14 protein-coding genes are annotated in these 26533 nt (G+C 25.6%); 12 read left to right on the forward strand and 2 right to left on the reverse strand.

The features are described 5' to 3' along the window. The first annotated feature begins 39 nt into the window (after window positions 1-39). The 7 genes from rpoB (at window position 40) to RRG59_RS01730 (ending at window position 11723) form a co-directional block, all read left to right on the forward strand. Window positions 40-3687: a DNA-directed RNA polymerase subunit beta gene (gene rpoB / locus RRG59_RS01700; RefSeq protein ID WP_322902653.1), complete on the forward strand. Its 3648-nt coding sequence runs from the start codon at window positions 40-42 to the stop codon at window positions 3685-3687. After that, the gene (locus RRG59_RS01705) at window positions 3680-8086 is read left to right on the forward strand and encodes a DNA-directed RNA polymerase subunit beta' (RefSeq protein ID WP_322902654.1); all 4407 of its coding nucleotides are present in this window, start codon (window positions 3680-3682) and stop codon (window positions 8084-8086) included. Before rpoB ends, RRG59_RS01705 begins: the two co-directional genes overlap by 8 nt. Window positions 8087-8147: 61 nt before the next feature. After that, window positions 8148-8666 carry a dUTP diphosphatase gene (locus tag RRG59_RS01710; RefSeq protein WP_036430306.1) on the forward strand — a complete coding sequence of 173 codons (519 nt, stop codon included), beginning with the start codon at window positions 8148-8150 and terminating at the stop codon, window positions 8664-8666. A gap of 18 nt (window positions 8667-8684) precedes the next feature. Beyond that, entirely contained in the window at window positions 8685-9875 is a 1191-nt protein-coding gene (locus RRG59_RS01715) for an acetate/propionate family kinase (RefSeq protein ID WP_322900703.1), read from the forward strand. Continuing rightward, on the forward strand, window positions 9865-10278 hold the full coding sequence (gene coaD / locus RRG59_RS01720; RefSeq protein ID WP_322902655.1) for a pantetheine-phosphate adenylyltransferase: 414 nt from the start codon (window positions 9865-9867) through the stop codon (window positions 10276-10278). The genes RRG59_RS01715 and coaD overlap by 11 nt, the downstream gene beginning before the upstream one ends. Further along, window positions 10271-10858, forward strand: coding sequence for a ribosome biogenesis GTP-binding protein YihA/YsxC (yihA, locus tag RRG59_RS01725; protein WP_322902657.1), 588 nt, complete (start codon window positions 10271-10273; stop codon window positions 10856-10858). The genes coaD and yihA overlap by 8 nt, the downstream gene beginning before the upstream one ends. Beyond that, window positions 10848-11723 carry an MAG1430 family protein gene (locus RRG59_RS01730; protein WP_322902659.1) on the forward strand — a complete coding sequence of 292 codons (876 nt, stop codon included), beginning with the start codon at window positions 10848-10850 and terminating at the stop codon, window positions 11721-11723. The genes yihA and RRG59_RS01730 overlap by 11 nt, the downstream gene beginning before the upstream one ends. 73 nt (window positions 11724-11796) lie before the next feature. Here RRG59_RS01730 and tig read toward each other — a convergent pair whose 3' ends face one another. Further along, window positions 11797-13113: a trigger factor gene (gene tig / locus RRG59_RS01735; protein WP_322902661.1), complete on the reverse strand. Its 1317-nt coding sequence runs from the start codon at window positions 13111-13113 to the stop codon at window positions 11797-11799. A gap of 163 nt (window positions 13114-13276) precedes the next feature. Then, complete coding sequence (locus RRG59_RS01740; protein ID WP_036430294.1) at window positions 13277-13804, reverse strand: hypothetical protein; 528 nt, start codon at window positions 13802-13804, stop codon at window positions 13277-13279. Window positions 13805-13897: 93 nt separating this feature from the next. Between RRG59_RS01740 and RRG59_RS01745 the strand changes: the two genes are divergently transcribed. From RRG59_RS01745 to RRG59_RS01765, 5 genes are all read left to right on the forward strand, one after another. Continuing rightward, complete coding sequence (locus RRG59_RS01745) at window positions 13898-16081, forward strand: HinT-interacting membrane complex protein P80 (RefSeq protein WP_322902663.1); 2184 nt, start codon at window positions 13898-13900, stop codon at window positions 16079-16081. Beyond that, the gene (locus RRG59_RS01750; protein WP_322902665.1) at window positions 16081-17322 is read left to right on the forward strand and encodes a HinT-interacting membrane complex lipoprotein P60; all 1242 of its coding nucleotides are present in this window, start codon (window positions 16081-16083) and stop codon (window positions 17320-17322) included. Before RRG59_RS01745 ends, RRG59_RS01750 begins: the two co-directional genes overlap by 1 nt. Further along, complete coding sequence (hinT, locus tag RRG59_RS01755) at window positions 17315-17632, forward strand: histidine triad protein HinT (protein WP_036430288.1); 318 nt, start codon at window positions 17315-17317, stop codon at window positions 17630-17632. Before RRG59_RS01750 ends, hinT begins: the two co-directional genes overlap by 8 nt. 108 nt (window positions 17633-17740) lie before the next feature. Further along, window positions 17741-21049, forward strand: coding sequence for a hypothetical protein (locus RRG59_RS01760; RefSeq protein ID WP_322902667.1), 3309 nt, complete (start codon window positions 17741-17743; stop codon window positions 21047-21049). A gap of 92 nt (window positions 21050-21141) precedes the next feature. Beyond that, entirely contained in the window at window positions 21142-26529 is a 5388-nt protein-coding gene (locus tag RRG59_RS01765) for a PDxFFG protein (protein ID WP_322902669.1), read from the forward strand. The last annotated feature ends 4 nt before the right edge of the window (window positions 26530-26533 follow it).

Consider the following 26533-nt stretch of genomic DNA (forward strand, 5'->3'; position numbering starts at 1 on the left):
TATATATATAAATATAAAATAATATAATCTGGAGGAAAAATGGATCAAAAAAAATATAAATATCGCCAATTTGGACCAAAAACAATAAGACGTGATTATTCAATTACAAAAAAATCATTGCCATTGTTTGATCTTTTAAATACAAGCAAAGAAAGTTTTGCTGATTTTATGAAAAATGGGATTGAAAAATCTTTAATGGAAATTTACCCTATTACTGCAGGTAAAATAAAAATCGAATATATTAAATCATCATTAAAAATAGATTTACCTTTTAAAAAAATAACTAGTGAAGGTGAAGAAATTAATAAATGTAAAGTTAAAGGAATGAACTTTAGTTCACGTATTTATTATGACTTAAGAATTGAAAACATTGAGTCTGGGGAATTAAAGGATGAAACTGTTTTATTAGGTGAAATACCTTATATGACTTCCGGGGGGAGTTTCATAATAAACGGTTCTGAAAAAGTTATAGTAAGTCAGTTAATCAGATCTCCTGGTGCTTATTTTGGGGTCGGAGTTCGTAACAAACAATCTGATGACTTATTCAACAAATTAGAAATTCTACCAAAAATGGGTTCATGATTTGAACTATCACATAAAGTCACTTCTTCAAATCTTGACACAGTTAAAGTTAAGGTTGATAAAAACAAAAATATATCATTATCAACATTTCTTGTTTCATTCGGATTTACACCTAAGTCAATGACTAAAATGTTTGGTGATAATCCTTTATTAGAAGAAACTCTTAAAAAAGACAAAATAGTAAGTAATAAAGAATTAACTCATGAAGAAATGATTAATTTAGCACAAGAAGATATCTTTAAAATTATTCGTAGAGGTGATAGAGATACAGAAGAAGCTAAAAAATCACTTTTATCAGGAATGTTATTTGATAAGAAAAGATACAACCTTTCCGAAACAGGTCGTTATATGTTAAATAAAAAATTGTCATTAGTAGATAGAATTACTAATACATATTTAGCAGAAGACATAAAAAACAAAGCAGGTGATATTTTATTAGAAAAAGGAACATTCATTGACTTTAAAAAATCAAATGAAATTCAAGATTGATTCAATAATAAGGTATGTTCATCTGAAAAATTAGATGATGTAAATCCAGAACATGTGTATTACAGAGTTTATAAACCAGAAGTAGATAAAAATCATCCTGCAATCAATCCTGAACTAAAGAAACGTATTAAAGTAATTAAAATTAAAGTTTATCCATCTAAAAAATGAATGGAAACTAAACCAGAAATTCCAGTTATAGTAATAGGTAATGATCCAAGGTCTACTGAAGAGCACTTATTGATTTCAGATATTATAGCAGCTATTAGTTATTATTTCAATTTAACAAACGGTGTTGGTCAGGATGATGACCCAGATTCATTAACTAATAAGCGTATAGTTTCTGTTGGTGAATTATTAGAATCACAATTAATGATTTCACTAACAAAATTAGCTAAAACAACCTCTGAACGTATAGGAGCCAAAGACGCAAGTAAAGTAACTGCAAAAAATGTTACAAATAATAAATTAATAACAAACCAAATGAAGTCTTTCTTCAATACCTCAAAACTTTCACAATTTATGGATCAAATAAATCCGTTAGCTGAAATTTCTAACAAACGTCGTGTTACATCGCTAGGGCCAGGTGGTTTAAGTCGTGATACTGCTCAATTCGAAGTTCGTGATGTTCACTCAACTCATTATGGAAGAATTTGTCCAATAGAAACTCCAGAAGGATTAAACATCGGATTGATTTTGAACTATGCGACATTTGCTCAAGTAGACAAATTAGGTTTTTTAAAAACTCCATATTACAAAGTAAATAATGGTGTTATAGATTATGAAGATCTTAGATATTTAACTGCATCAGAAGAAATAGGTTATTCATTTGCTCAATCTTCTGTTGAAGTTGATGAATCTAACAGAATAGTTTCACCTTCTTTAACTATAAGAAGAGACTACAACTATTTAATTGGTTCACCTGAGGATGTTGATTTTCTAGAAGTTTCTTCAAGACAAATGGTATCATTGGCAGCTGCAGGAATTCCATTCTTAGAAAACGATGATGCTAACCGTGCTCTTATGGGTTCAAACATGCAACGCCAAGCTGTTCCGTTAATAGAAACTGAAGCACCTTTAATTGCCACAGGAATCGAAAGTGATATTGCTAGATATTCATCATATAATTTAGTTGCTAAAAATTCCGGGGTTGTTACATATGTAGATGGTTCAAAAATACATATTGAAAGACCGGGAAGCGATAATGTAAAAGGTATTACAGATAAGTATTCATTGAGAAACTTTGAAAGAAGTAATCAGGGAACCATTGTTCAACAAAGACCTATAGTTAAAAAAGGACAAAAAGTAGAAGCAGGCGATTTATTAACTGATGGCTCTTCATTTAAAGATGGTGAATTAGCATTAGGTAAGAATGTGTTAGTAGGTTTTACGACTTGAAATGGTTATAATTTCGAGGATGCTATTATTATTAATGAACGTTTAGTCAAAGATGATGTTTTTACTTCTATACATATTGAAGAGCAAATTATTCAATTTAGAAGTTCTAGAGCAGGGAATGACACTTTAACAAGAGATATTCCTCAAGTATCAAAATACTCAATAAGACACTTAGATGACCACGGTATAGTTCGTGTTGGATCTGAAGTTTTACCTGGTGATGTGCTAGTAGGTCGTACATCTCCTAAAGCTGAAGAAAATCCTTCTCAAGAAGAAAAATTATTACAAAATATATTAAATGTGCGTTCTTCGAATACTAAAGATACATCATTAAAGGTAAAAAATGGTCATGGTGGAACAGTAATTCATGTTGAAGTTTTATCAAGAGATAATAATGATTTATTAGATGAAGGAATTGAAAAAATAGTAAAAGTTTCAGTTGCTCAAAAAAGAAAAATTAAAGTTGGTGATAAAATGGCAGGTCGTCATGGAAATAAAGGTGTTATTTCCATTGTCTTGCCAGAAGAAGATATGCCTTATTTAGAAGACGGAACACCATTAGATATAATGTTAAATCCTCAAGGTGTACCTTCACGTATGAATATTGGTCAAATTCTAGAATTACACTTAGGGATGGCAGCTAAGAAATTAGGTGAAAAATTTGTTACACCTTCATTTGATGGAGTTAAAAAAACAGATATTGAGAATGCACTGATTGAGGCAGGGTTAGATAAATCTGGTAAACAAGTAGTCATCGATCCGATTACAGGTAATAAATTTGATAAACCAATTTCAGTTGGTATTATGTATATGTTAAAACTAAATCATATGGTTGATGATAAAATGCATGGTCGTTCAGTTGGTCCTTATTCATTAATAACACAACAACCATTAGGTGGAAAATCTCAAAATGGTGGTCAAAGATTTGGTGAAATGGAAACATGAGCTATAGAATCATATGGTGCTACTAATGTTTTACAAGAAATTCTTACCTATAAATCTGATGATATTTTAGGTAGAAATGCATTATATAGTGCTCTTGTAACAGGGAAAGATTTACCTTTTCCTGGGACACCTGAATCATTCAATGTGTTAAGTTATGAACTAAAAGGTTTAGGATTAAAATTAGAATTTTCAAATAATAACAATGAAGAAGAGCAACTTACTGAATTTGATATGTTGCAGTTTGAAGCAGATACAATAGGAGGAGAGAATGAGTAGAAATTATTTTGATAAAGCAACAGGTATCAAAAAAATTATACTTTCTCTTGCTACAAGAGAAGATGTTGAAAAATGATCTTGTGGTGAAGTAAAAAAACCTGAAACAATAAATTACAAAACTTATAAACCTGAAAAAGATGGATTATTTGATGAACTAATTTTTGGTCCTGTAACTGACTATAAATGTCCTATTTGTAATACTAAATATAGAAAAACAGAAGAAAATACAATTTGTACCAAATTACCTCAGTGTGAAAAATATAAACCAGTTATCTTACCTAAAATTTCACGTAGAAGTAGAATGGGTCATATTAAATTACACAATCCTGTGGTGCATTTTTGATTTTTCAAAATAGACCATTCCATTATTTCGAAACTACTTGGCTTAAGAGTATATGATTCAAATAAACAGGTAACTAAGTCTGATTTAGAAAAGTTAATATACTATAAATCACATATAGTTTTAGAAAGTGGTAATCTTCAATCATTGAAAAAGAATACTATTATAGATATTAATGAAGCTGCAAAAATATATCAAGAAGTATTAGAAGAAATGCTTACTTTAGAATATGATGATCCAGAAATAAAAGAAGATATACAAGCAGCACTAGAAGAACTAATTGAATATGCAGAATCTGAAGACGGAAAAGCTTTTGGTATAGACTTTTACTTATATAATGAAATTATTGAAGAATATTCAAAAGCAAAAATTGGAACAGGTTCAAAAGCAATTGAATACTTATTGGAAAATATTGATTTAGAAAAAGAAAGAGATGCAGTTCAAAGTGAAATAGATGCAATTAATCTAGAACTAGCAGATCCAAAAAACTATACAAATTCTAAAATAACTGAGAGATCTAAATTATATAAAAGATTAACAATAATAAGTTCATTCATTCGTTCAGGTCAAAAACCAACTGATATGTTAATTTATAACTTACCTGTTATTCCTGCTGATTTAAGACCTCTTGTTCAGTTAGATGGTGGAAGACATTCAACATCTGACATTAATGAACTATATCGTAGAATTATTATTAGAAATAACAGATTAAATAAATGAATAGAATCTGATGCACCAATGTTAATCAAGCAAAATGAATTTAGAATGATTCAAGAAGCAGTTGATGCACTTATTGACAATGGAAGAAAAAAACCTAATCCAGTTTCATCAAAAGACGGACAACCATTAAAATCAATTTCAGATGCTCTTGCAGGTAAAAAAGGAAGATTCCGTCAAAACCTACTTGGAAAACGTGTTGATTATTCAGGTCGTAGTGTTATAGTTGGTGGACCTAACTTAAAAATGTATGAAGTAGGGATTCCGCGTGATATGGCCGCAAAATTATTTGAGCCTTTAATAATTAAAGAGTTAATCAAAAATGAAGAAACAGTAACTAGCGTTAAAACAGCTAAAAAATTAATTGAATCACTCGATTCAAAAATTTGACCTTATGTTGAAAAAGCAATAGAGGGAAGACCTGTATTATTAAATCGTGCTCCTACCTTACACCGTTTATCTATTCAAGCATTTTATCCTGTTTTAATCCGTGGAAAAGCTATTAAATTACATCCATTATCTACAACAGCGTTTAATGCTGACTTCGATGGTGATCAGATGGCAGTTCATGTTCCTATTTCTGATGCTGCTGTTAGAGAAGCAAAAGAGCTTATGCTAGCTTCTAAAAATATTTTAGGACCTAAAGATGGCGAACCTATCATTAACCCATCACAAGACATGATTTTAGGTTTATACTATTTAACTATAGAAAAAAGTAATGCAAAAGGAGAGGGAAATTATTACTCATCTTTTGATGAAATGATGTTAGCGTATGAAAGAGGTTATGTTACATTACACTCAAGAGTTGTATTACCTTTAGATTCAATTAACAAACCAAAATTAGCAAAGAGAGTTAAAAAACCATATATTATTTCTACAGTAGGTAAATTTATCTTAAATAATGTTTTACCAAAAGATTTTGAATTTATTTTTGGTAAATACGTTGAAAAAACTTATAAATTGAATAACGATGGAACACAAAATATTGTAGAAAAAGAAATTTTACACAGTTCAATTAAAGATATTGAAAGATATACATTATCTTATGGAGATAACTTTAAAGAAATTATCAATAGAATGGAATTAAATAATCCATTAAACAAAAAAGATATCGCTAAGATAATAAGAAAAATATATGAAGAATATGTTTCAATAATCAACATGGAAGATTTGGCAAAGATTATTAATGATACAAATTCAATTAATTGAGATTTTAAATATGAAGATTGTTTACATTTAAAAGATTTTAATAACGAACCAATTCCGTTAGAGCACGTAGAATTATTAGATGACTTTATTAAAGAAGAGTTCGAAAAACTAATTTACAAATACATAAAACAAAATTATCAAGGTGAATGAACTATTGATGATTATACAAATGTATTAGAAAATGTTTGATTTAAATATACTAATTATGTTTCAAGTGTTCTAGATAAAATTAAGGACTTAGGATTTAAATATTCAACAATATCAGGAACAACAATTTCAATGAATGATGTTATTACATTACCATCAACTAAAGAAAAAATAGAAAAAGGTAATAAACATACTGAAAAATTGTGAGAATTTTTTGCAAATGGATATTTAACAGATGATGAACGTTATAATTTAACAATTCAATCATGATCGAAAATTAAAGAAGAAATAGAAAAGGATTTAAAAAATATAACAAAACAAGATATTGATAATCCTTTATTTATGATGATGACTTCTGGTGCACGTGGTAATGCTTCTAACTTCACACAGTTAGCAGGTATGCGTGGATTGATGTCAAACAACACTAAAGTTTTAAAAGCTGACGCTGAAAACGATCGAGTTGTTCGTTCAACAATTGAAATTCCTGTTAAATCTTCTTTCTTAGAGGGTCTGACTGCTTATGAATTTTACTCATCAACCCATGGTGCTCGTAAAGGATTAACAGATACTGCTTTAAACACAGCTAAATCAGGTTACTTAACTCGTAGATTAGTAGATGTAGGTCAAGGTATTGTTGTAAGAGAAGAAGATTGTGGTTCAGACTTTGGATTTAAAGTTAAAGCTATAAAAGATACAAAAACAAATACAATCATTGAATCGTTATGAGATAGAATTGAAGGTAGATATACAAATACAAACATATATGATAAAAACGGTAATATAGTAGTTAAAGCAAATACATTAATAACTCCAAGTATCGCAGATTTAATAGTTAATGAACTGAAACTTGACGTAGTTGACATTAGATCAATTTTATCTTGTCATACAAGAAATGGTGTATGTAAACATTGTTATGGTAAGGACTTAGCAACAAATAGAGTTGTAAGTATTGGGGAAGCAGTAGGTGTTATAGCAGCTCAGTCAATAGGAGAACCAGGAACACAACTTACTATGCGTACATTCCATACAGGAGGGGTTGCTGGTGTTGAAGATATTACTGGTGGTTTTGGTAGATTAATAGAATTAATTGATGCATATGATTTCCCATGAGGAAAACCAGCTGTTATTTCTAAAGTCAAAGGTACTGTAATTTCTATTGAACAAATCAAAACAAAAGATGGTCAAACAAGTGATAATATAGAAGTAAAAGTTAAAAAAGAAGTATCTAATTCAGAAGATACAACTATTGAAACATACCAAGGAAAACTTTCACAAAAACAAAGAGTTAAAATTGGAGATAATGTTATCCCTGGACAAAAGATTTTTGAAGGACCTATTATCTTAAATGAATTATTAGAAACAGCTGGTGCTAGATCAGTTCAAAATTATTTATTAAAAGAAACACAAAGACTTTATAGATTGCAAGGAATTACAATTTCTGATAAATATATAGAAATTATAATCAGACAATTGTTGTCAAAAATTATGATAACTGATCCTGGAGATTCTAAATTCTTTAATGGTGCTCTAATAGATACTTTTGTATATCAAAGAGAAAATGGAAAACTGCTAAGAGAAGGTAAAAAACCTGCTTTTGGTGAAGTCAAAATACGTGGTGCTAAACAAGTACCATTACTATCAGATTCATGACTTTCTGCAGCTTCATATCAAGAAACAGCTAAAATTTTAGTTAATTCAGCAGTAGGAAATAGATCTGATAAACTTGAAGGATTAAAGGAAAATATTATATTAGGTCATAAAATACCTGCTGGAACTAATTCTAATTACGAATTAAGAGGTAAATATGATATTCGTGATCCAAAATCATATTTCACTAATAAATATGACCCATCTAATCCTATGGATAAAGAAGTTGATGTTTTATCTGATGTTGATTTAAATGAAGTTATGGATATAACTTATGATGAACAAGTTGAATCAGAAAATTCATATGAAACAGACTTTGGTTATGATGAATATGAATAATTAAATTATCGCATTATGCGATAATTTATTTTTTATAAAAAAAGTAATATATAATATTAATATGGATTTAACAACACTATTTAAACTTCAAAAAAAATTAGATAAAAAGATAGATGAAAAAAGAAAAATAACACAACCAAATCTAACAGAACAAGAAGTTTTAGTCCAACGCGTTCTTGCTTTAATTATAGAAGCAGGTGAATACGTTAATGAAGTTCAAAGTTTTAAATACTGGAAGATGAATAAAAATGTTGATAATGAAAAAATTAAAGAAGAATTTGCTGATTTATTGCACTTTTTAATTAATCTTTCATATATATATGATGTTGAACCTATAATTAATCCTAAGGTTATTTCCAATAATATTAATGAGCAATTTCAAAACTTATTCATTGAAATTTCAAAACTAATGATTTTCATTAAAGAAAATCAAACTAGTTTAATTAAGAACCAAATTCACCAAATTTTTGAAATAGCATTAGGTAGTTTTATTGAATTAGGATTTACATTTAATGATATTTATGTATCTTATTTTTTTAAAAACCAAAAAAACTTTAAACGATTATATACAAACTATTAATAAAAGAAAGGAATTATTATGAATAAAATATTAGTTATAAATGCAGGTAGTAGTTCAATAAAATTTAGTTTATTTTTCAAAGATAATTTAAATTTAATTGCAAGCGGTATAGCAGAAAGAATTAATCTTCCTGGAAGTAGTATCACAATAAATTTTAGCAACTCCAAAAAAACATTGAATATTGAAATGAAAAATCATAAAGAAGCAGTAGAATCTGTTTATAAATTATTTGAAGAGGTCAATTTAATTCAAAATAAATCAGAGATTGAAAACATTGGTTTTAGAGTTGTTCAAGGTGGACAATATTTCAATAAAACAACCAAACTAAGTTGAAAAGAAATAGAATTAATAGATAAATGCTCAATTTATGCACCATTACACAATCCAGGAGCAATACAAGCAATAAAAGCATTTCAAAAAGTATTTCCAAGTGCAAAATTATCAGCAGATTTTGACACTGCTTTCCATACATCGATACCAAAAATTAACTATACTTATGCAATACCAAAAAAACTGACAGAAGAATATGGTATAAAAAAATATGGAGCACATGGTATTTCACACCAATATATCACCAAAAAACTATCATCAATATTGAACAAAGATAAAGTTTCATTTGTGAATTTACATTTAGGTAATGGAGCTAGTCTTTGTGCTATAAAAGATTCTAAGTCAATTGATACTTCAATGGGATTGACTCCGCTTGCTGGAATAATGATGGGAACTAGAAGTGGAGATATAGATCCATCGATTCATAATTTTATAAGTAAGCAAGGAAATATATCAATAGAAGAATTTACAAATATTTTAAACAATCAAAGTGGTTTATTAGGTGTTTCTGAGATATCTAGTGATATGAGAGATTTAACTAAAGCAGCAGAACAAGGAAATTCAGATGCCAAATTTGCTATTGATTTATACTGTCAAAAAATAGCAGATTATACTTCAATTTATGCAAATAAAATAGGTTATGAAATTGATGCTTTAGTTTTCACTGCAGGAATAGGAGAAAATGTAAGTCATATAAGAGCAAACATTATTTCTAAATTATTCTTTAAAAAAATCAAATTAGATTTAAGTCTAAATAATCAGAAAATTGAAGATTTTGCCTTAATTTCAACTCCAGATTCAGAAATTAAAGTATATGTAATAAGAACAAATGAAGAATTGGTAATAGCAAGAAATTCTAAGTTAATTTATGAAGAATAGCGCTATTTTCCCAGGTTCTTTTAATCCTTTTCACAAAGGTCATCTTAATGTTTTAATCAAAGCATTAAAAATTTTTGATAAAGTATACCTTGTAATAAGTCAAAATGAAAACAAAGAAACAAATAATTTTAAAGAAAATTATTTGTTAATAAAAAAAATGATTGCGAACTTAAAAAATGTTGAGGTTTTAATCAACCAAAATAAATACACTGCAGAACTAGCCAAAAACTTAAATGTTAATTTTATTATTCGTTCAGCTAGAAATAATTTAGATTATGAATATGAATTAGATTTAGCTTCAGGCAATAAATTACTAAATCATAATTTAGAAACTATTTTAATAATACCAGACCAAGAATACAAAACTTATAGTTCTACGCTAGAAAGGACAAAAAATGTTTAATTTCATTAAATCCTCAAATAAAATAGAAAATTGATACAATCATCCAAATCCAGAAATTGCTTTTTGAGGAAGATCAAATGTGGGTAAAAGTAGTTTGATAAACAGATTAACAAACAATCATAAGATAGCAAGAGTTTCTAAAAAACCAGGTAGAACGCAAATGATTAATTTTTTTGAAAACTCTCAAAAAAATGTTTTTGTAGATTTACCTGGTTATGGTTATGCTCAACTTAGTCAATCTAAAATCAATGAAATAACAAAAATGATCGAAGAATATTTAACTAATAGAACTAATTTATTTAAAATATATTTATTAATAGACAGCCGCTTAGGTATAACTAAAAATGATGAAAATACTATTTTGTATTTACAAAGAATTAACTTACCTTTTGTCCTTATTTATACAAAGTATGATAAATTAAATCAAAGAGAAAGAAACATTTTAAACAATAAAATCAAAAATGATTTAGTAACATTTAATATTAAGAAATATTTTATTATTTCTTCAGAAAACGGATTTGGAATAGAGAATTTAAAAAATGAAATTAGCAATGAATTTGGAGTTCAAGATGAAAAATAAATTTATTTATCTTTTATTTAGTATTTTTTTTAGTACGTTTAGTATAACCTTAACAAGTATTATCATTTTGTATAATTATAAAAAAATTACAAATAATGAAATAAAAAATGATGAAAAAAAGGAATTTGAATATAATGGATTAAAATTAAGTGATTTTAATTTCTATACAGGTAAAATAAACAAAGAAAATGAATTAGCAAGTGGTTATTCACAAAACCCAATTTTTAAAAGTAATTCAAACAATATAAACAATGAATATTGAAAAAAACAACTTATATTAAAGGAATTAAGAACACAAGAACAATTAAATAAAAATGATTTTTATTTAATATCAAATAATGGAACACCAATAAACATTTTTTTACCAGATTATAATATTAGTTTTAGTTCATATGCAAATGATATAACAGGTATTTTATATTTAAAAATAAATTTAGTACCTAAGGTAATTAATAAAGAAAAAACTGAGTATGAATACATATATGAAATTAGTGGTTTTAGAACTATAAATATTAATGATTTAGAACCCACTATGTTTATTAATAGACTTGATACAGATACTTCTGCCATTTCTAAATATAAGACAATAGAAAATATGAAAAATGAATATTTCTTAGTATCAAATGACGCTATTCAAAAAGAAAACTTTATAAGAAACATATTCCCTAGAATTTTAGTTTCTATCACTTCTAAAATAAATTATGAAAAAACATTTTTAGATTTTAATAATAATGAAATTATATTAAATGCTTATCTTGAACCTGTAGTAAATCAAGCACATAAAAATGATTTAACATTAAGGACACAAGTTTCAAACTCTGATAATTTCTTTTCAATAGTATCAAGAAAGATAAAATTTAGTTAAACGAAACGTTAATAAAGACTGACAAAAAGTTAGCCATGAGGCTAACTTTTTGTCAGTCTTACTGATAAGATAATTATTTAAGGGAAATAATATCTTTTGAAAGTTTATCAAATTCTTTAATTTTCTTAGAATTAATTTTCTCTAGTAGTTTTCTTGTAAATACTATTGTTCTAGCAGTTGCACTTAAATTCTTTTCGTCTGTGAATCCATTTTGTTTTAATTCTTCTTTAAATTTAATTAATTCTTCATCTTTTTCATTTATGTTTAATTGTTGAACTAATCAATCTTGAGCAAATGCTTTTTTTGCTTCATCTTCAGCAATTTTTACATATTCTGCTTGAATATTTTCTTCAGTAGTTTTAATTAATGAAAGATATTCTGTTCTTTTAATGCCATATTGCTTTAATGTTTTGTTAAATTCGTTTTCCAAATCTTTAATTCTTTTTGCTAATAAGTTTTTATGAATAATAGGGTTAGATATTTTGTTTATTTCTTCTACCAAATTATTTTCCAATTCTGATATAGATTGAAAGAATAATTCAACTAATTTTTTGTTTACTAAAAATTCTTCAAATTCTTTAACTGTTTTTACATTTTCTATATTTAATTTTTTAACAAATTCTTCTGTTAATTCTAATTTAGAATGTCTTTTAATAGAATTTATTTTGACATTAAATACAGCTTCTTTATTTTGATATTCTTTAACAAAATAAGTTTCTGGAAATACAACTTTAATATCACCATTTCAACCTGTTGTTTTTCCAATTAATTGGTCTTCAAAACCAGGTATGAATTGATTTGAACCTAGAGTTAAATCAAAACCTTCTGCTTCACCACCTTCAAAAGCTTCATCATTGATAAAACCTTTGAAATCAATATTAACAACATCATTAAGTTTAGTTTTTTCTTTTTTATCAGTTAAAACTGTGCTTGCACCACCTTCGTTAATGAATTTTTTAACGATTTCTTCTTTTGCTTTTTTATCTAATTTTGGTAACTTGATATCAGTTTTTAATTGGTCAAAATTAACTTTTGAATAATCTGGAAGTAGAGGAAAATCGTAACTTAAAATTAAATCACCATTTTCATTAAAATCTACATTAGTAGAGTAATAAGCATTTGCATTTAATTTCTTTTCTGTTATATATTTAACTACCTCTTGAAAAGCGGTTTTTGAATAAGTAGAAATTACAAAATTCATAACTTCTGTTTTGTTGGTGTATTGTAATAATTTTTCTTTTGGTGCTTTACCAGGTCTATAACCTGGCACCTTTACTTTTTTAGAAAAATTATTCATTTCCTTATCTAAATTTTTTTGAAATTCATCTTTAGACACCTTATATGTAACAACTAAAGACGAATTCTTTTTATCTTCTAAATGTGTAACCATTTTTCTCCTAAATTTACAATAAAATAATTTTTAAATTGATATATAAATTAATTTAATTTTACAATATTTTAAGTATTTTTAAAGTATATGACAAAATTAAAGACAAACAAAAATTACTTTACTTTCACATTTATGTTAAAAAATGTTTAACATAAGTTAAATCTTAAATTTTGATATTTATATAAGGTAATTCCAGATTATTATTTTTTATAGTTTTATAATAGTTCGGATTAATATTTGTTATTGGTTTTATTTTTAATAATGCATTTGCAATATCAAAATAAATAAAAGCTCACACTTCAGGATTTTCAGAATATAAATTATCTATTAATTCATAAAGAAAATGCAATTTACCTTTATTTATATATTTCAATTTAGTTGTAGTTTTATTATTATTTAAATTGATATAACTACTAGGAATAAGTAAATTTAAATAAATTTTTTGGTTTTCAATTTCTATAAAAGGCAAACAAATATCAGACGCATATTTTTTTTGTATTTTCAAAAAATTAGTTTTGTAATTTTTTAATTTTATTAAAGTATTATGATTTACAATGACATTTATAGGTGGTTCAATTATTCCATCATTAATGAATTGATTTAATGAATGTTGAAATAATGAATAAACAAAATTTAATTTATATGCTAGTTCGTTAAATTTTTTTATTATTTCATTATTATTTATCTTCATAATAATTATTATATATAAAATAAAATAATGTTTTTGGTATAATTCAATAAATTTTTAATTTATATATTTTTTAAATAATTGAGAAGGTAAAATATGGCAAAAAGAAAAAAATCATTTTTCGAAAAACTTACAGAAGTAAATGATAATTTTGATGAAAAATTTAAAAAAACCTTAACCAAAAAAAAGAGAAATTGAATTAACATTTCTATACTAAGTACTTTAGGTATAGGAGTTATTGCTGGTATTTCTATACCTTTAGCTATAAATACAACTAAAGTTAATTATCAAGAACCAGAAAGTAATGATAAAACAATAATAGAATACAAAGATGGTGAAGGTAATTTATTATATTCAGCAAATGTTAAATTAATTTCTGATTTATTAAAAGATAACAACTTATTAAAAAAAGAAAAAATAAATGATTTATATCGCAGATTAATATTTAAGTTGTATGAAGAAGAAGTTGATGCTTCAGAAACATATCAAAGGCTATATAATAATTCATTAACAGAATTTGAGAGTGTGCGAACAGATATTGCTTTAAAGTCACTATCAGAAGTTCGCAAAGATAAAATCAAATATTTAGAAGACCAAAGAAATAATGTTCGTCAAAATTATCCATTTGAAACTTTTGAAAATGTTTGAAATCAAAAATTACAATCTGATGAATTCGGAAAAAGTAAAACTTTTGATGAAGCTGTTGAATATTTAACATTTAAACAAGTTGAAAATGATGCAAAAAGAAGATATGAAATAGAGATTAAACAACATGATTTAAGTTTTATAAATAGAACTGCAAAAAGAGATATTTTCAAACAAGATAACAATGGCAACTTGATTAAAAACGAAAAAGACGAACCAATAGTTTTATTTTCAAAAGATCAAAAAGTTTTTGATTTTTACAAAGAAAATGAAACTTACTATACAGATTCATCTATAGCAAGTAGGGTTATAACAATAACAACTAAATCTTTTATTCCTGAATTTAAAAATGTAAATAACTTAGTTTTTGATTATTTTAATAAATATAATTTAAATTTAGCAACTTCTATAATCTTACCTGGTGTTCAAAATAATAATGATTTAACGCAACCATTTACTTTCGATAAAGATAATGCAAAAGATAAATTAATTCATTTATTGCAATATTCAGTTGATAAGAAATCAGATGGTTCCCCTGTTTTAAATTCAAATTTAGATATTTTAAAATCATTTAAAGAAGCATCATATTATTCTTTAATTCAAGCAAATGAAACATATAAAGATTATGAGAAAAGAAAAAGCAATTATCAACTATATTTAGGTGCTTTAACTACAACTAATTCAACAAATTTAGGAACTAAAGGTCTAACAACATTTGATGAATTATTAAAAGATGATATTAATGTTGCAATAGGAACACAATACCAAGAAATTTTTGAAAATAATGATAATAAATTACCCGAAATAGATTTAAATGAAATATTTAAACTACCTAGTGGAATAAATGATGAATTAGAATCAAAAATAAAAGAAAAATTAGAAAAAGCAAAAGAAATCACAAATACAAACGATTCAAGTAAATTTAATGAATTTGTTGAAGAAATTGTGCAAGTTAACAAATATATTAAACAATTAATTAATGGTATGTCTAATTTAGAATTTAATAATTACATAAAATCAAACTTTAATAATCATTTTAATAAAGAATTTAATACAAAAAGTCTAACATCATTTGCTTATAATGTAAAAGACATGCTGGGAAATTTATTAATTCCTTCTTCTAATGGTTTAGTTTTATTAAAAAACAAAAACATTTTATCATTACAAGAATTTAATGATTTTATAAAGAGTGATTTAATCAATATATTAAAAGGAAATGTTTCTTACTTTAAACTAAATGAAAAGTTATCTAAAACTTTATCAGAAGAAGAATTTATAGATGAAGTTTTAAAAACTCAAAAATATAAAGAATTTTTATTAGAAGTAGAAAATCCTTTTAGTCAAAGCAAAGAAACAAAATTTACTGAAAATGATATTAATGAATTATTATCGATTGCAAAATCAATATCAATAGGAAAAAGCAAAACAAATAATTTATCATTAATAACAAATATAAACAATTGAATTAAAGAAAAATATAATACAAAAACATCAATGAACATTATTTTTAAAGATGGAGAACTTAAAATAGGTTATTATAACAAAACAAATAATGAATTAATTTTAAGCGAAAAAAATGCATTCGATTTAATACAAAATATAATTGATACAAAATTAAGTAAAGGAGAAAAATAATGAAGAAAATATTTAAATTTATTTTCACTTCTTTTCCTTTAGTTACAGCATCAAGTATGGCAATTTCTTGTGGAAGAAATGTAGATACACCAGAGAAAATAGAGCAAGAACAATTGTTTAGTAGTTCTAATTCTAAAGAAAAAATAGAAACACTGTGATTAGAAACCACGCTTAAAAAAATAAATAATATTGAGTTAAATACTGATTTATTAGAAAATAGTGATTTTGTTCAAAAAGCATTCCAGGCATATAGTACATACGTTGATTTTAAAAATCAATCAGATTCTTTATATATGTCTAAAGAAGTAAACAAATTATTATCCGATGGCTCATTAAGTTCTTCAGAAGTAAATACTTTAAATACACTTACATTAAAATATAAATCTACTCCAAATATTGAGCAATTTAAAATTTTATTTAAAAACGAATTATCAAATGTAAAAACTCAAACACTGAAATTATTATTAGTTTCTAGTTATTTTGATTTGTCAAAAGAAGAAGAAATTAAAAAAGTAGCAAACGATTTATATACAAAAAATAAAGACAATTTTGATCTAAAAAATTATTTATTAATAGATTATTTAGTTGACAAAAAACTTGTTCAACTATGAGAATACTCAGATAAAAATACTTCTGATTTATTTACTAGTTCTCATAGAATAATATCAAATCTAAATGATTACAATAACATTGCATTACAAACTTATTCAGAAGATAAATTTATTAGTCAAAATTTATTGCTTACAAATAATTCTTTCGAAACAAAAATGTTTGGATACCAAGGAATCAAAAATATTTCATTTAATTTAGATAATTCTATTAATACATTAAAACAAATCAAAAATGCTAGTGATTATAGTGGTTTTTATGATTATGAGAATAATAAACTAATTCAAGTAAGTGATAATATGAATTTAATTACACCTATTAAAATCACTAATAATAATTCAAGTATTCAAATTGCTTATATTAACAGACTTTTACCTATAGGAAAATTAATTACTGTAGATAATCCAGAAAAAGATAAAGAAGGTCAACCTAATCAAATTCAAAAAACAATACTAACCTTAGAAAATACACCATTTATGAACAATTTAATTAAATTACAAGTTTTATTATCTTTAAATGATGATACTTTATACAATAAAGCATTAGATGCATTTGTTATGTTAGGATATAAATTTGTAATTTTAAATGATACTTTAAAAAAATCACTTGAAGGAGTTAAGTATATTGACTAGTATTTTTACTAAAATAATTAATAGAGAAATTCCATCAAAAATATTATATGAAGATGAATTGGTGATTGCTATTTATGACATAAATCCAATCCAACCAGGTCATTTCTTGGTTATACCTAAAAACCAAGCAAATAATATGCTAGAAAACTCAGAAGAAGATTATTTATACACACTTAAAATAGCAAGAAATCTCGCAAAACAAGAAATGATAAAAAATAATTACTCAGGTTTCAAATTATTAGCAAATACAGGTAAATCTGCAGGACAAGAAATATTCCACACCCATATTCACATTATCCCTTATAAATAAAATACGGAAAAAAACAAAGTTTTAAATATTTTTGTCTAAAAACTTTGTTTTTTTTTTTTTTTTTTGATTAAATTAATATGATTTTAAAATGAAAGGAAATTAATTAAAATGAATAAAAAGAAAACTTTAATTGCCGCTGGAATTTTAACAGGTACTGTTATTGGAGTTGGTGTAGGGATAGGTATTGCACTAAGTTCCCCTAAAAAAGATACTGGAAATCCAGAAGAAGCAAAAAAAGAACTATCTAAAGAAATTCAAACAAGTAAAAGTTTTGAAAATGAACTTACTTCACCTCAATATTCAACCATTAAAGGTGAATATTTATCATTAGTAAGTCAATATAAAAAACTATTAGAAAAAGAAGGTGTTACTTTTAAAGAATTAAGTGAAGGCCTAAAAACTTTTAAAACTAAACTTGAATCTTTAAAACAAAGAAAGACTCAAGAAGATACAGCAAAAGCAAAAAGCATTAATGATTTAACTAATTTATTAAAAGAATCAAAAGATTTTGCAAATTCACTAACTAATGAAAAATACAGTGAAATTAAAACTAAATTAACTGATGCAATTACATTAGCACAAGCTGAGTTTAATAATAAAGATTCAAAAACTGCTTCTGAATTAAGTTCAGCAGTTAATAATCTTAAAAATATTTTAACAAAAGCAAAAAACGATTATGAAGCAATGCAAGATGAACAAACAAGAAAAATGAATTCTGAAACTGCATTGAAAAATAAAATAGATGAAGTATCTACATTTTTATTGGAATTAGGTGAAATTGAAAAATACCAAGAAATCAAAAATGTATTATCTCAAGCAAAAACAACAGCAGATTCAGTTTACGCAGAACGTAATTCAAAAACTATAGAAGAATTAAAACAAGCATTAAATCAATTGAATAATTCTTTAACTGCAGCAAAAACTAAAAAATCAAGCACAACTAATGCAAATGTAAACTTTACAGCTGAAACACCTACAAAAGAAGATGTTACAGATAATACAAAATACAAATTTGTTGTACTTAATTTAACTTCAGATATTTTATTAGATTCATTATCTGATATTCAAGGTTTAATAGTAAATAATGAACCATATCAACTATCTTCAGTTGAATATAAAGCTAATTCAACTAATAAAAAAGAATTCACTTTAAAATTCCCAGTTGGTAAAAATGGAACTTACTCAATTAGTGCAGTAAAAATATTAGGTGTAGAACAAAACAAAACTTTTAGTCCTGTATCTATTAATATAACTGATTTTCCAAATAATTCTATTTCTTCATTTCAAGAAAATCCTGATCAAAATAATACCAAACCAACATTAGAATCTATAAATGTTCCACTTAGTGAATATAAAGATGGTTTATCTGAAGTATTCCAAGAAAATCAAATTCTAGATTTACAAGAATTAGAACATTATCTTTATTTAATAAATGGTGAGAGAGTGGAAAAATACTTACCTAAAAAAATTAGGTACCAAAATCAAGTTTATTCTATAAGTAATGAAAATACAGAAAACGACTTTAGTACATTCACTTCATCAAGTAATCAAAATACTGCAAAAGATACTCAATATACACCAAAAACTTATAACTCAAATAAACCTACAAATAAAAATGTTGACAAAAATGTCAATGTAATTTATAAATTACAAACTCAAAACGAAACTACTACATCACCACGACAAGAAGATCCTAATAAAAAAACAGTTGTATTCAAAGTTAAATACATTGATTATGATGTAGAACCCTCAATATTTTTAAATACAACTAAACTTCAAGTAGTAGAAAATCTATCTAATGATTTTGTCAAAAGATATCCAAACAACGATAATCATGGTGTTGAGAAAACAATTGATGGAATCAGACAAAATGAAAATAGATGAACTAACTGAAATGATAGATGAACCGATCAAAGTAATTTAAAAAATCAATTTGTTTATCAGGTAAAAAATAATGAACAAGTTTTAATTAATGGACTTATTTTAAACATAAGGGAAACTGATATTAATAATGGTTTAGGTGGATTAGTTATTCCTGAAGAAATTAGAATTTCTGTTTCACAAGATGGACAAAACTTTACTCCTGTTCAACACCAAGATAAAATCTCTCATAATGATTTTGGTTTAAGCGGAGGAACTAATAATGTAATATTACAAACATATTTCAATGCAAGAGAAACTTCGATTAAAGCAGTAACTATCAATTTTGAACCAACTTTTGCTAAATACATTAAATTCGAATGAAAACCTCGTTCAAGAACAGGTTCAAATAATCAAATAGAACACTATTCATGAGAAATTTCTGAAATAGAATTCCAAGATTTAAATAATAAAGATTTAGATGCTCTAAAAAAAGAATATATTACTAAAACAGAACAACAAGATAAAATTATTGAAAAACTAAAAAAACTTATTGAATATTATACTAATTTAACTGATACAAATTCTAAGAGATATTCATTTATTAAACTACAAGCAAACGATTTAAAAGATGAATTAAATGCACAGAAAGATTATTTAAAAATATTAGATGCTGAAAAATTCAAAAATAAAATAAATGAATTTATTAATAAAACAAAAACATTTGATATCGGAATAAATCAAGCAAATAATCAAAATCCTACTTCAGACATTGAACTAGAAAATGCTTTATTCCAATCAAGAGAACTAATTAATAATTTATATCCATATCTTGCAATAACTAAATCACATAGCAATTCTATGTATTATGACACAATTCTAAGAATGATAGAAGAATTACTATCTCTAAACGATTCAACATCAAAAACAGCAGATAAATTGTTTAATGTAGTTTATTCAAATTTAATTAATTTTGATAAATTTAAAAAAGAATTTGAACAAATTACTAATACTACAACACTTGCTACTGTGGATGAAGAAACCATTCAAGTTAAACAAAAACAAGGTTCTGTAAATGTTTATGAAGCGTCAATGGATTTAATAATTTATAATATTAAGAACAACGAAAATGCTAGCTTAAAACTAAAATTAAATCCAGAATCAACAGAAGTAGTTGTATCAGAAGTTCAATATAGTGACTGATCAAATAATCAATCACTATCAACAAGTTCTTCTCAAGATCAACCAGCGACTTCAGACCAATCAAATTCTAATTCGACAGAATCTGCTCCAACTACTACTTCTGCAACTGAAACAGGAGATTCATCAGAGAATACAGATAATCAATCATCTTCTTCAGCAACAACTCAAGTAACAACTGAAAACAAACCAAAACGTAAAAGAATAACATTTACAATTACAAATAATTCTAATGCTCCAAAAACAGTTTCATTCAATGAAATATGACTAGGTGATACAAAATTAACAGAATTATCAAATAATGTTGAATTAACAATTCCCAATAACCCTACAGTACAAACAGGACAAGATTCTTAATTTATAAAAAAATACATTTATTTTTTAGTAAATGTATTTTTTTATTATAATTAAATAATATTTTATTTTTTTATATTAAGATAAAGGAAATTATGAAAAAGAAATTGAGTTTAAAAGCTAAAATATTACTTTCTATAAGTATTCTAACTGCAGGTTCTGGTATAGCAATAGGTTCTATGTTTGCATATGCTAATAATTCAGATGAAGTAAATGGATCATATTTAAAAATAAATGAAAATGAATTTAAGAATGATTATTCTAAAATATATGATGATTCAAGAACTTTAATTCCTGAAATTTCTATACTAGACCCATTAAAAAAAATACAAGTTGCAACTATTTCAGATAGTGATTTTTCACAATACAGTTTTGTGGGAGAATCTGAAGTATATAATTTCGATGATTTTTTTAAAGAATATTTCAATAGATATAATGAGAGTTTTATTTTAGAAGTAAAATATGGTTCATTTAGTTTTTATGATGAGTATGTTTTAGCAGTTAAACCAAAGCAATTCATAAATTTTACTAAATGGTTTATCGAAAATGTAGCTTGAGGTCCCGATCTATTAACTTTAGATAGTTTTAGAATAGTTCCTGGTGTAGAACAAAATGGTAATGCTATAACATTAGGTGCTCATTCAACAGTTCATAAAGAAGTAAGCGAAATTAAGTTTTTCCCTGATGCATTCTTTGGTTCAATGCCTATTTATTCAATTTTATCTGGGTCGGGAAATTCTGATGATTCTTTAACATACTCATTATTTAAAACAGTTCAAAACAAAGATACAATTGAAGACTTTTTAAAATCAATTCCGTTAGCATCTAGTTTAAAAAATTCATTAGCTATTGAACATAACAATGCTTTTTGATCTCTTTCTATTCCTTCAAGAATAATAGGAAAGCATTTTAAAATCTATCCTAGTGTTGGAAATAACATTAGAAGAGGTGAAGGAACAATTATTTTTGATAATTCTTTAACTAAAGAAGAATTTGATAAATATAAAATTTCGCATAATTTAGATTCAAAACTGAATTATGAAGATTTAATAGATACAGAAGTATTAAGTGTAGTTTCTGATGTAAATGATAGCAATCCTTTTTTAGAAATAGAATTTAATCATAAAATTAATAATAAAAACTTTAAATTTACAATGAATCAAGGTAATATTGATGAAACTTGAGATGTTTCATATAATACCTTAAAAAAAGTTATTGATAATTCTATTAAACATTTTTTAGATTTCTACGATGTTAAGGCTTATGAAAATAAAACAATATGACAATACCAAAATAAAAATGGTGTAGTTTCTTATTATCGTTCAAAAGTAGAAGCTTTAAATAAAGAAAAAGAATTATTTAATTGAGCAAATTTAGATTCAGAACAACAAAACAAACTAAAAAAACTACAAGTTGTTAATTTAGATGTTATAGATAAATCTCTCAATATAACTTTAGTTGATGAAACTAAAAACAATCAAACAATAACTTTTAATTCACAAAATATAACAAAGAAAGAACAAGAAAGTTTGAATAAATTCAAAATTGCTGTTGGTTATGGTGGAGGTATTAATCCGATTGCATTATCAGCTGGACCAGAAGATATTTCAATTTTAGATGATAATGGGAACCCATTACGTGGTCTTGCAAGTAGAAAATACCAAGTTTATAATGAAGCATATACTGGTTTAATAGACAAAGTAATAGAAAAATATCCACATTTACTAAAAAAACAAAACGGACCTCATATTGTCAAAACACTTAATGATCAAGGATACTATGAATATTCTTTATCAGAAGGTGAATATTACGGTTTATCTGAAAATGATAGAATAGGACTCCCTCTTTTAATGGGTGCATCACTTGATAATTTTGATGGTGTGTCTGCTGATTTCTTAAAATATGTTGCAGCACATGAATATGGCCATCATTTTACTTTAGATCAATCACAAGCTTTAAATCAAGATAATAATGCAATAATTGTTGGTGGTTTATCAACAAGAGGTGGAATTAATGAATCTTCATATTATTCTGCTAAAGCCTTAAGAAATTATTTATATGCAAGAACTAACCTTGACTTTGTAAGAGTTAATGCACTAGGAACTGAAAATGAAAATACAAGGAAAAATGGAAGTTTTATAAAATTCTTATTTAAAGATAAAACAACTGGTGAATTTATTAAAGAATTAGATGATGATATCTGAGGAAATGCATTTAAATCAAATGATATATTTGAAGTATTAGACAACCCAAAGAGAAGATTTTTACAAACCTTTGAAGGATTAGAAAATGCAGCAAAATTAAGAAATGTTAAATTAGGTGACTTATTTATTGCGAACTCATTCGATGAGAATTCCGGTACTTTAAATCCATTTATCAATGGAAGTGCAAAATCTTTTGAGAAGAAATTAATTGATGGAAAAGAAGTGTTTGTTTTTAAAGAAGTTTCTGCACAAGATATAGTTAATCAATTGAAAGATGGTTTAGAAAATTCAATAGACAAAGCAATAGAAATTGTAGATGAAGAAACAATAAGAATTTCTGTAGTTGAAACAGTACAGGAAGGCGAAATAACAAAAGCAACCAAAATAAATTTATTTAATAAAGATGGTTCTCCTGCTATTAATGTTCCTTTAAATGAACCTTTAGACCAAGCTAGTCTTGATTATATTAATTCTCAAACAAATTTAATTACTAGAGCAATTGAAAACATAATTCAAACTAATTATAATGAATCAGGTTGAAACGAACAAGGAACATTCTTAGGTGGAGATATTTCATTAGGTTGAAATTCATTATTAAATAGTTCTTCAACAAACGGAATTAAAAATAACTTACTAAACAGAAATAATCCAAACGAAATAGATATATCTCACAATGAAATTAATAATCCAAATAACCCTCGTACAAGTTTTGAATATACTGCCTTAAGTAAAAATGTTTCTTTAGAACAAAGTCTAAGAGAATTAGCAAATGCAGTTATAGCAGTATCAAGATCACAAAATCAAGTTGGATGAAGACAAGCATCACAAGCTCAAGTGGGTACAGTTTTTGCATTTATAGATAATGATCAAATTCAATCTAAATATACATTTCCTTATGCAAATGATTCATATTTATTAAATGAAATGTATTTAAGATTCCAAGAATTTTACAATATATTAGAAAGATTAAATCTTTCTAATATATATGGAATGATGCAATTACATCCAGGTTTTGGATTATTGTTACGTGGAAGTGGTATTTTAATGTCAGATCCAAGTCAAATAAATCCAATATTATCATTCTTAGATAGTTCAAATAATATTGTTTCACCAACAAGATTACAAAATGCTGTATTAAATAGAAGTAATGAATTTACGGTAGCAGAATTAACTCATAAAATTACATTGAATAATATCAATGGAAGAGCAAATGGGTCGCTATCACTATATAGTGCTTATAATTCAACAATAAGAAGTCAAATTAATCAAGGTTCTCAAACAGCATATGCTCCTGTTTTTGATAATTTCGAAGCATTTTTAGACTTTACTTCAATTGATTATAGTAAAGCAAAATTAGTTAAATCTACTTATAAGGATAATAAAGCAAACGGTGAATTTAATTGAGATATTGATTATGTTAAATCAAAATTTGATTTTGAACTATTTAAAAATGCAGTATTAACTTCTGATGAAAATGAAGATATTAAAGAGTTTGTTAAAAAAGCATCTGAACAAAATATTGCTAATGAACTTATGTATAGATTCAGACATTCAAATCATTTCTTTACAGTTAAAGATTTCAATCCAATTAAAGACTTACAAGTAAATCAAGCTATTTTCTCAAGTAGATATGGCATTAATGTAATAAATCCTAACTTTACTGAAGGTTTTGTTTATGATTTAAATGATATTGGTGATTTAGATCCGAGAACATTCTTTGATGCAAATAAATTACAAGAAAAAATTAAAGAATATGTCGTGAATTTAGTAGGACAAGAAAAATCTCAAGAAACTTTTGAAACTCTGAATTCTCAAGATTTATATAGAATAATGGGAAATATTTTAACTTGAAATAATCAAGGAAAAGTAAATCAAGCAAGATTTGATTATATTTTATACCCAACATTTAGTAACGGTAAACCATCATCAGATGTTATTAACTATAACTTAACAAGAGTGGAAGCGTTATTAAATGATAAGTTTACTGATTATATCTATAATATCGCAGAAACTTTAACACGTGATTTTGTTCAAACTACATATGTTCCTGAAACAAAAGATTTCGAGAATCTACCTTCTTATTTTACTGGAATCAGTGAAGCACATACTGGTTTAGATTACGTAATTGATGCAACACAATTAAGTTTTTGAAATAATAATTTAAATAATCAAAATAATATGAATTTAGGCGTAGTTCAAGCAGTCAGATCTCAAAAATTCAATAATTATTATGACAAAATTAAACAAACTCATTTTATTTCTTCTAATTTAATTAAGCAAGAAAGAGAATTGGAAAGATCTATTAGCAAATTACTAAATGAAAGTAATAAAAGATTAGAATCCTTATTAGAACAATATAGAACAACTACTAACCAAAAAACTAAAGAGGAATTAAATAAAGAAATTCAAACTCAAAGGGCTATAGTAAAAACTTATGAAAAAAATGTTTTAGATATTCGTGCAAAAATTTCAGATATAACCAATGACAAATTTAAAGCAGTTGGAGAAACAAGTTCAAAAGAACTAGGTATTTTTAATCAAAGAAATCGTGATATTATAGCTAACCAAGAAATAAGAAATTCTTCTTATTTTGGAAACTTTATGACAAGAAATAATGGATATTTCAAAGACAGATTCCAAAAAGAAAAAATAGGTATGCATTTATATGACGATCAAGGAAAAGAAGTTGTAGACAATGAAATTAGATTAAAAGATTTTGATGGAAATCAAATAACATCAAGACCTAGAGCATTCTTTATCTCTCAATTAATGAATTATGGTGTAGGAAACAGAACGATATCTGGTATTTTTAGAAATAAAAGATTAGATGCATTAGCATTATATGGTTATGTGAAAAATTCTGATGCTAAATTAATCAAGAAAATTCGTTTTACTGATGTACATACAAATGAAGTTAAATACTTACCAGTTAACTTTAAAGACACGAATAATATTTTTTACCTTAAACAACAAGGAATTAAGGAATCTAAAGTATCTATAGAAGATGAAGGTTATACATCTTGAATTTCTGATTTTGGTTTAATGGCAAAATACAGAAATACTTTATTATTACCAAAACATGAATATTATTTAGAATTTGTTGATGAAAATGATAATGTAGTTTCTGAAGTTGAATTAGGAGACTTAGATTTTATTGCAGAAAACGGAAAAACGGGAACACAAGCATCAGTAAAAATTTATAAAAACAAAAACCAAGATACAAATAATAAATATAAATCAATAATAAATATTGATTATCAATTCAATATTTCAGGATAGGAGG

Origin of the sequence: Mycoplasmopsis felis (assembly GCF_034647055.2) — a bacterium.
Lineage (GTDB): Bacteria > Bacillota_I > Bacilli_A > Mycoplasmatales > Metamycoplasmataceae > Mycoplasmopsis > Mycoplasmopsis felis.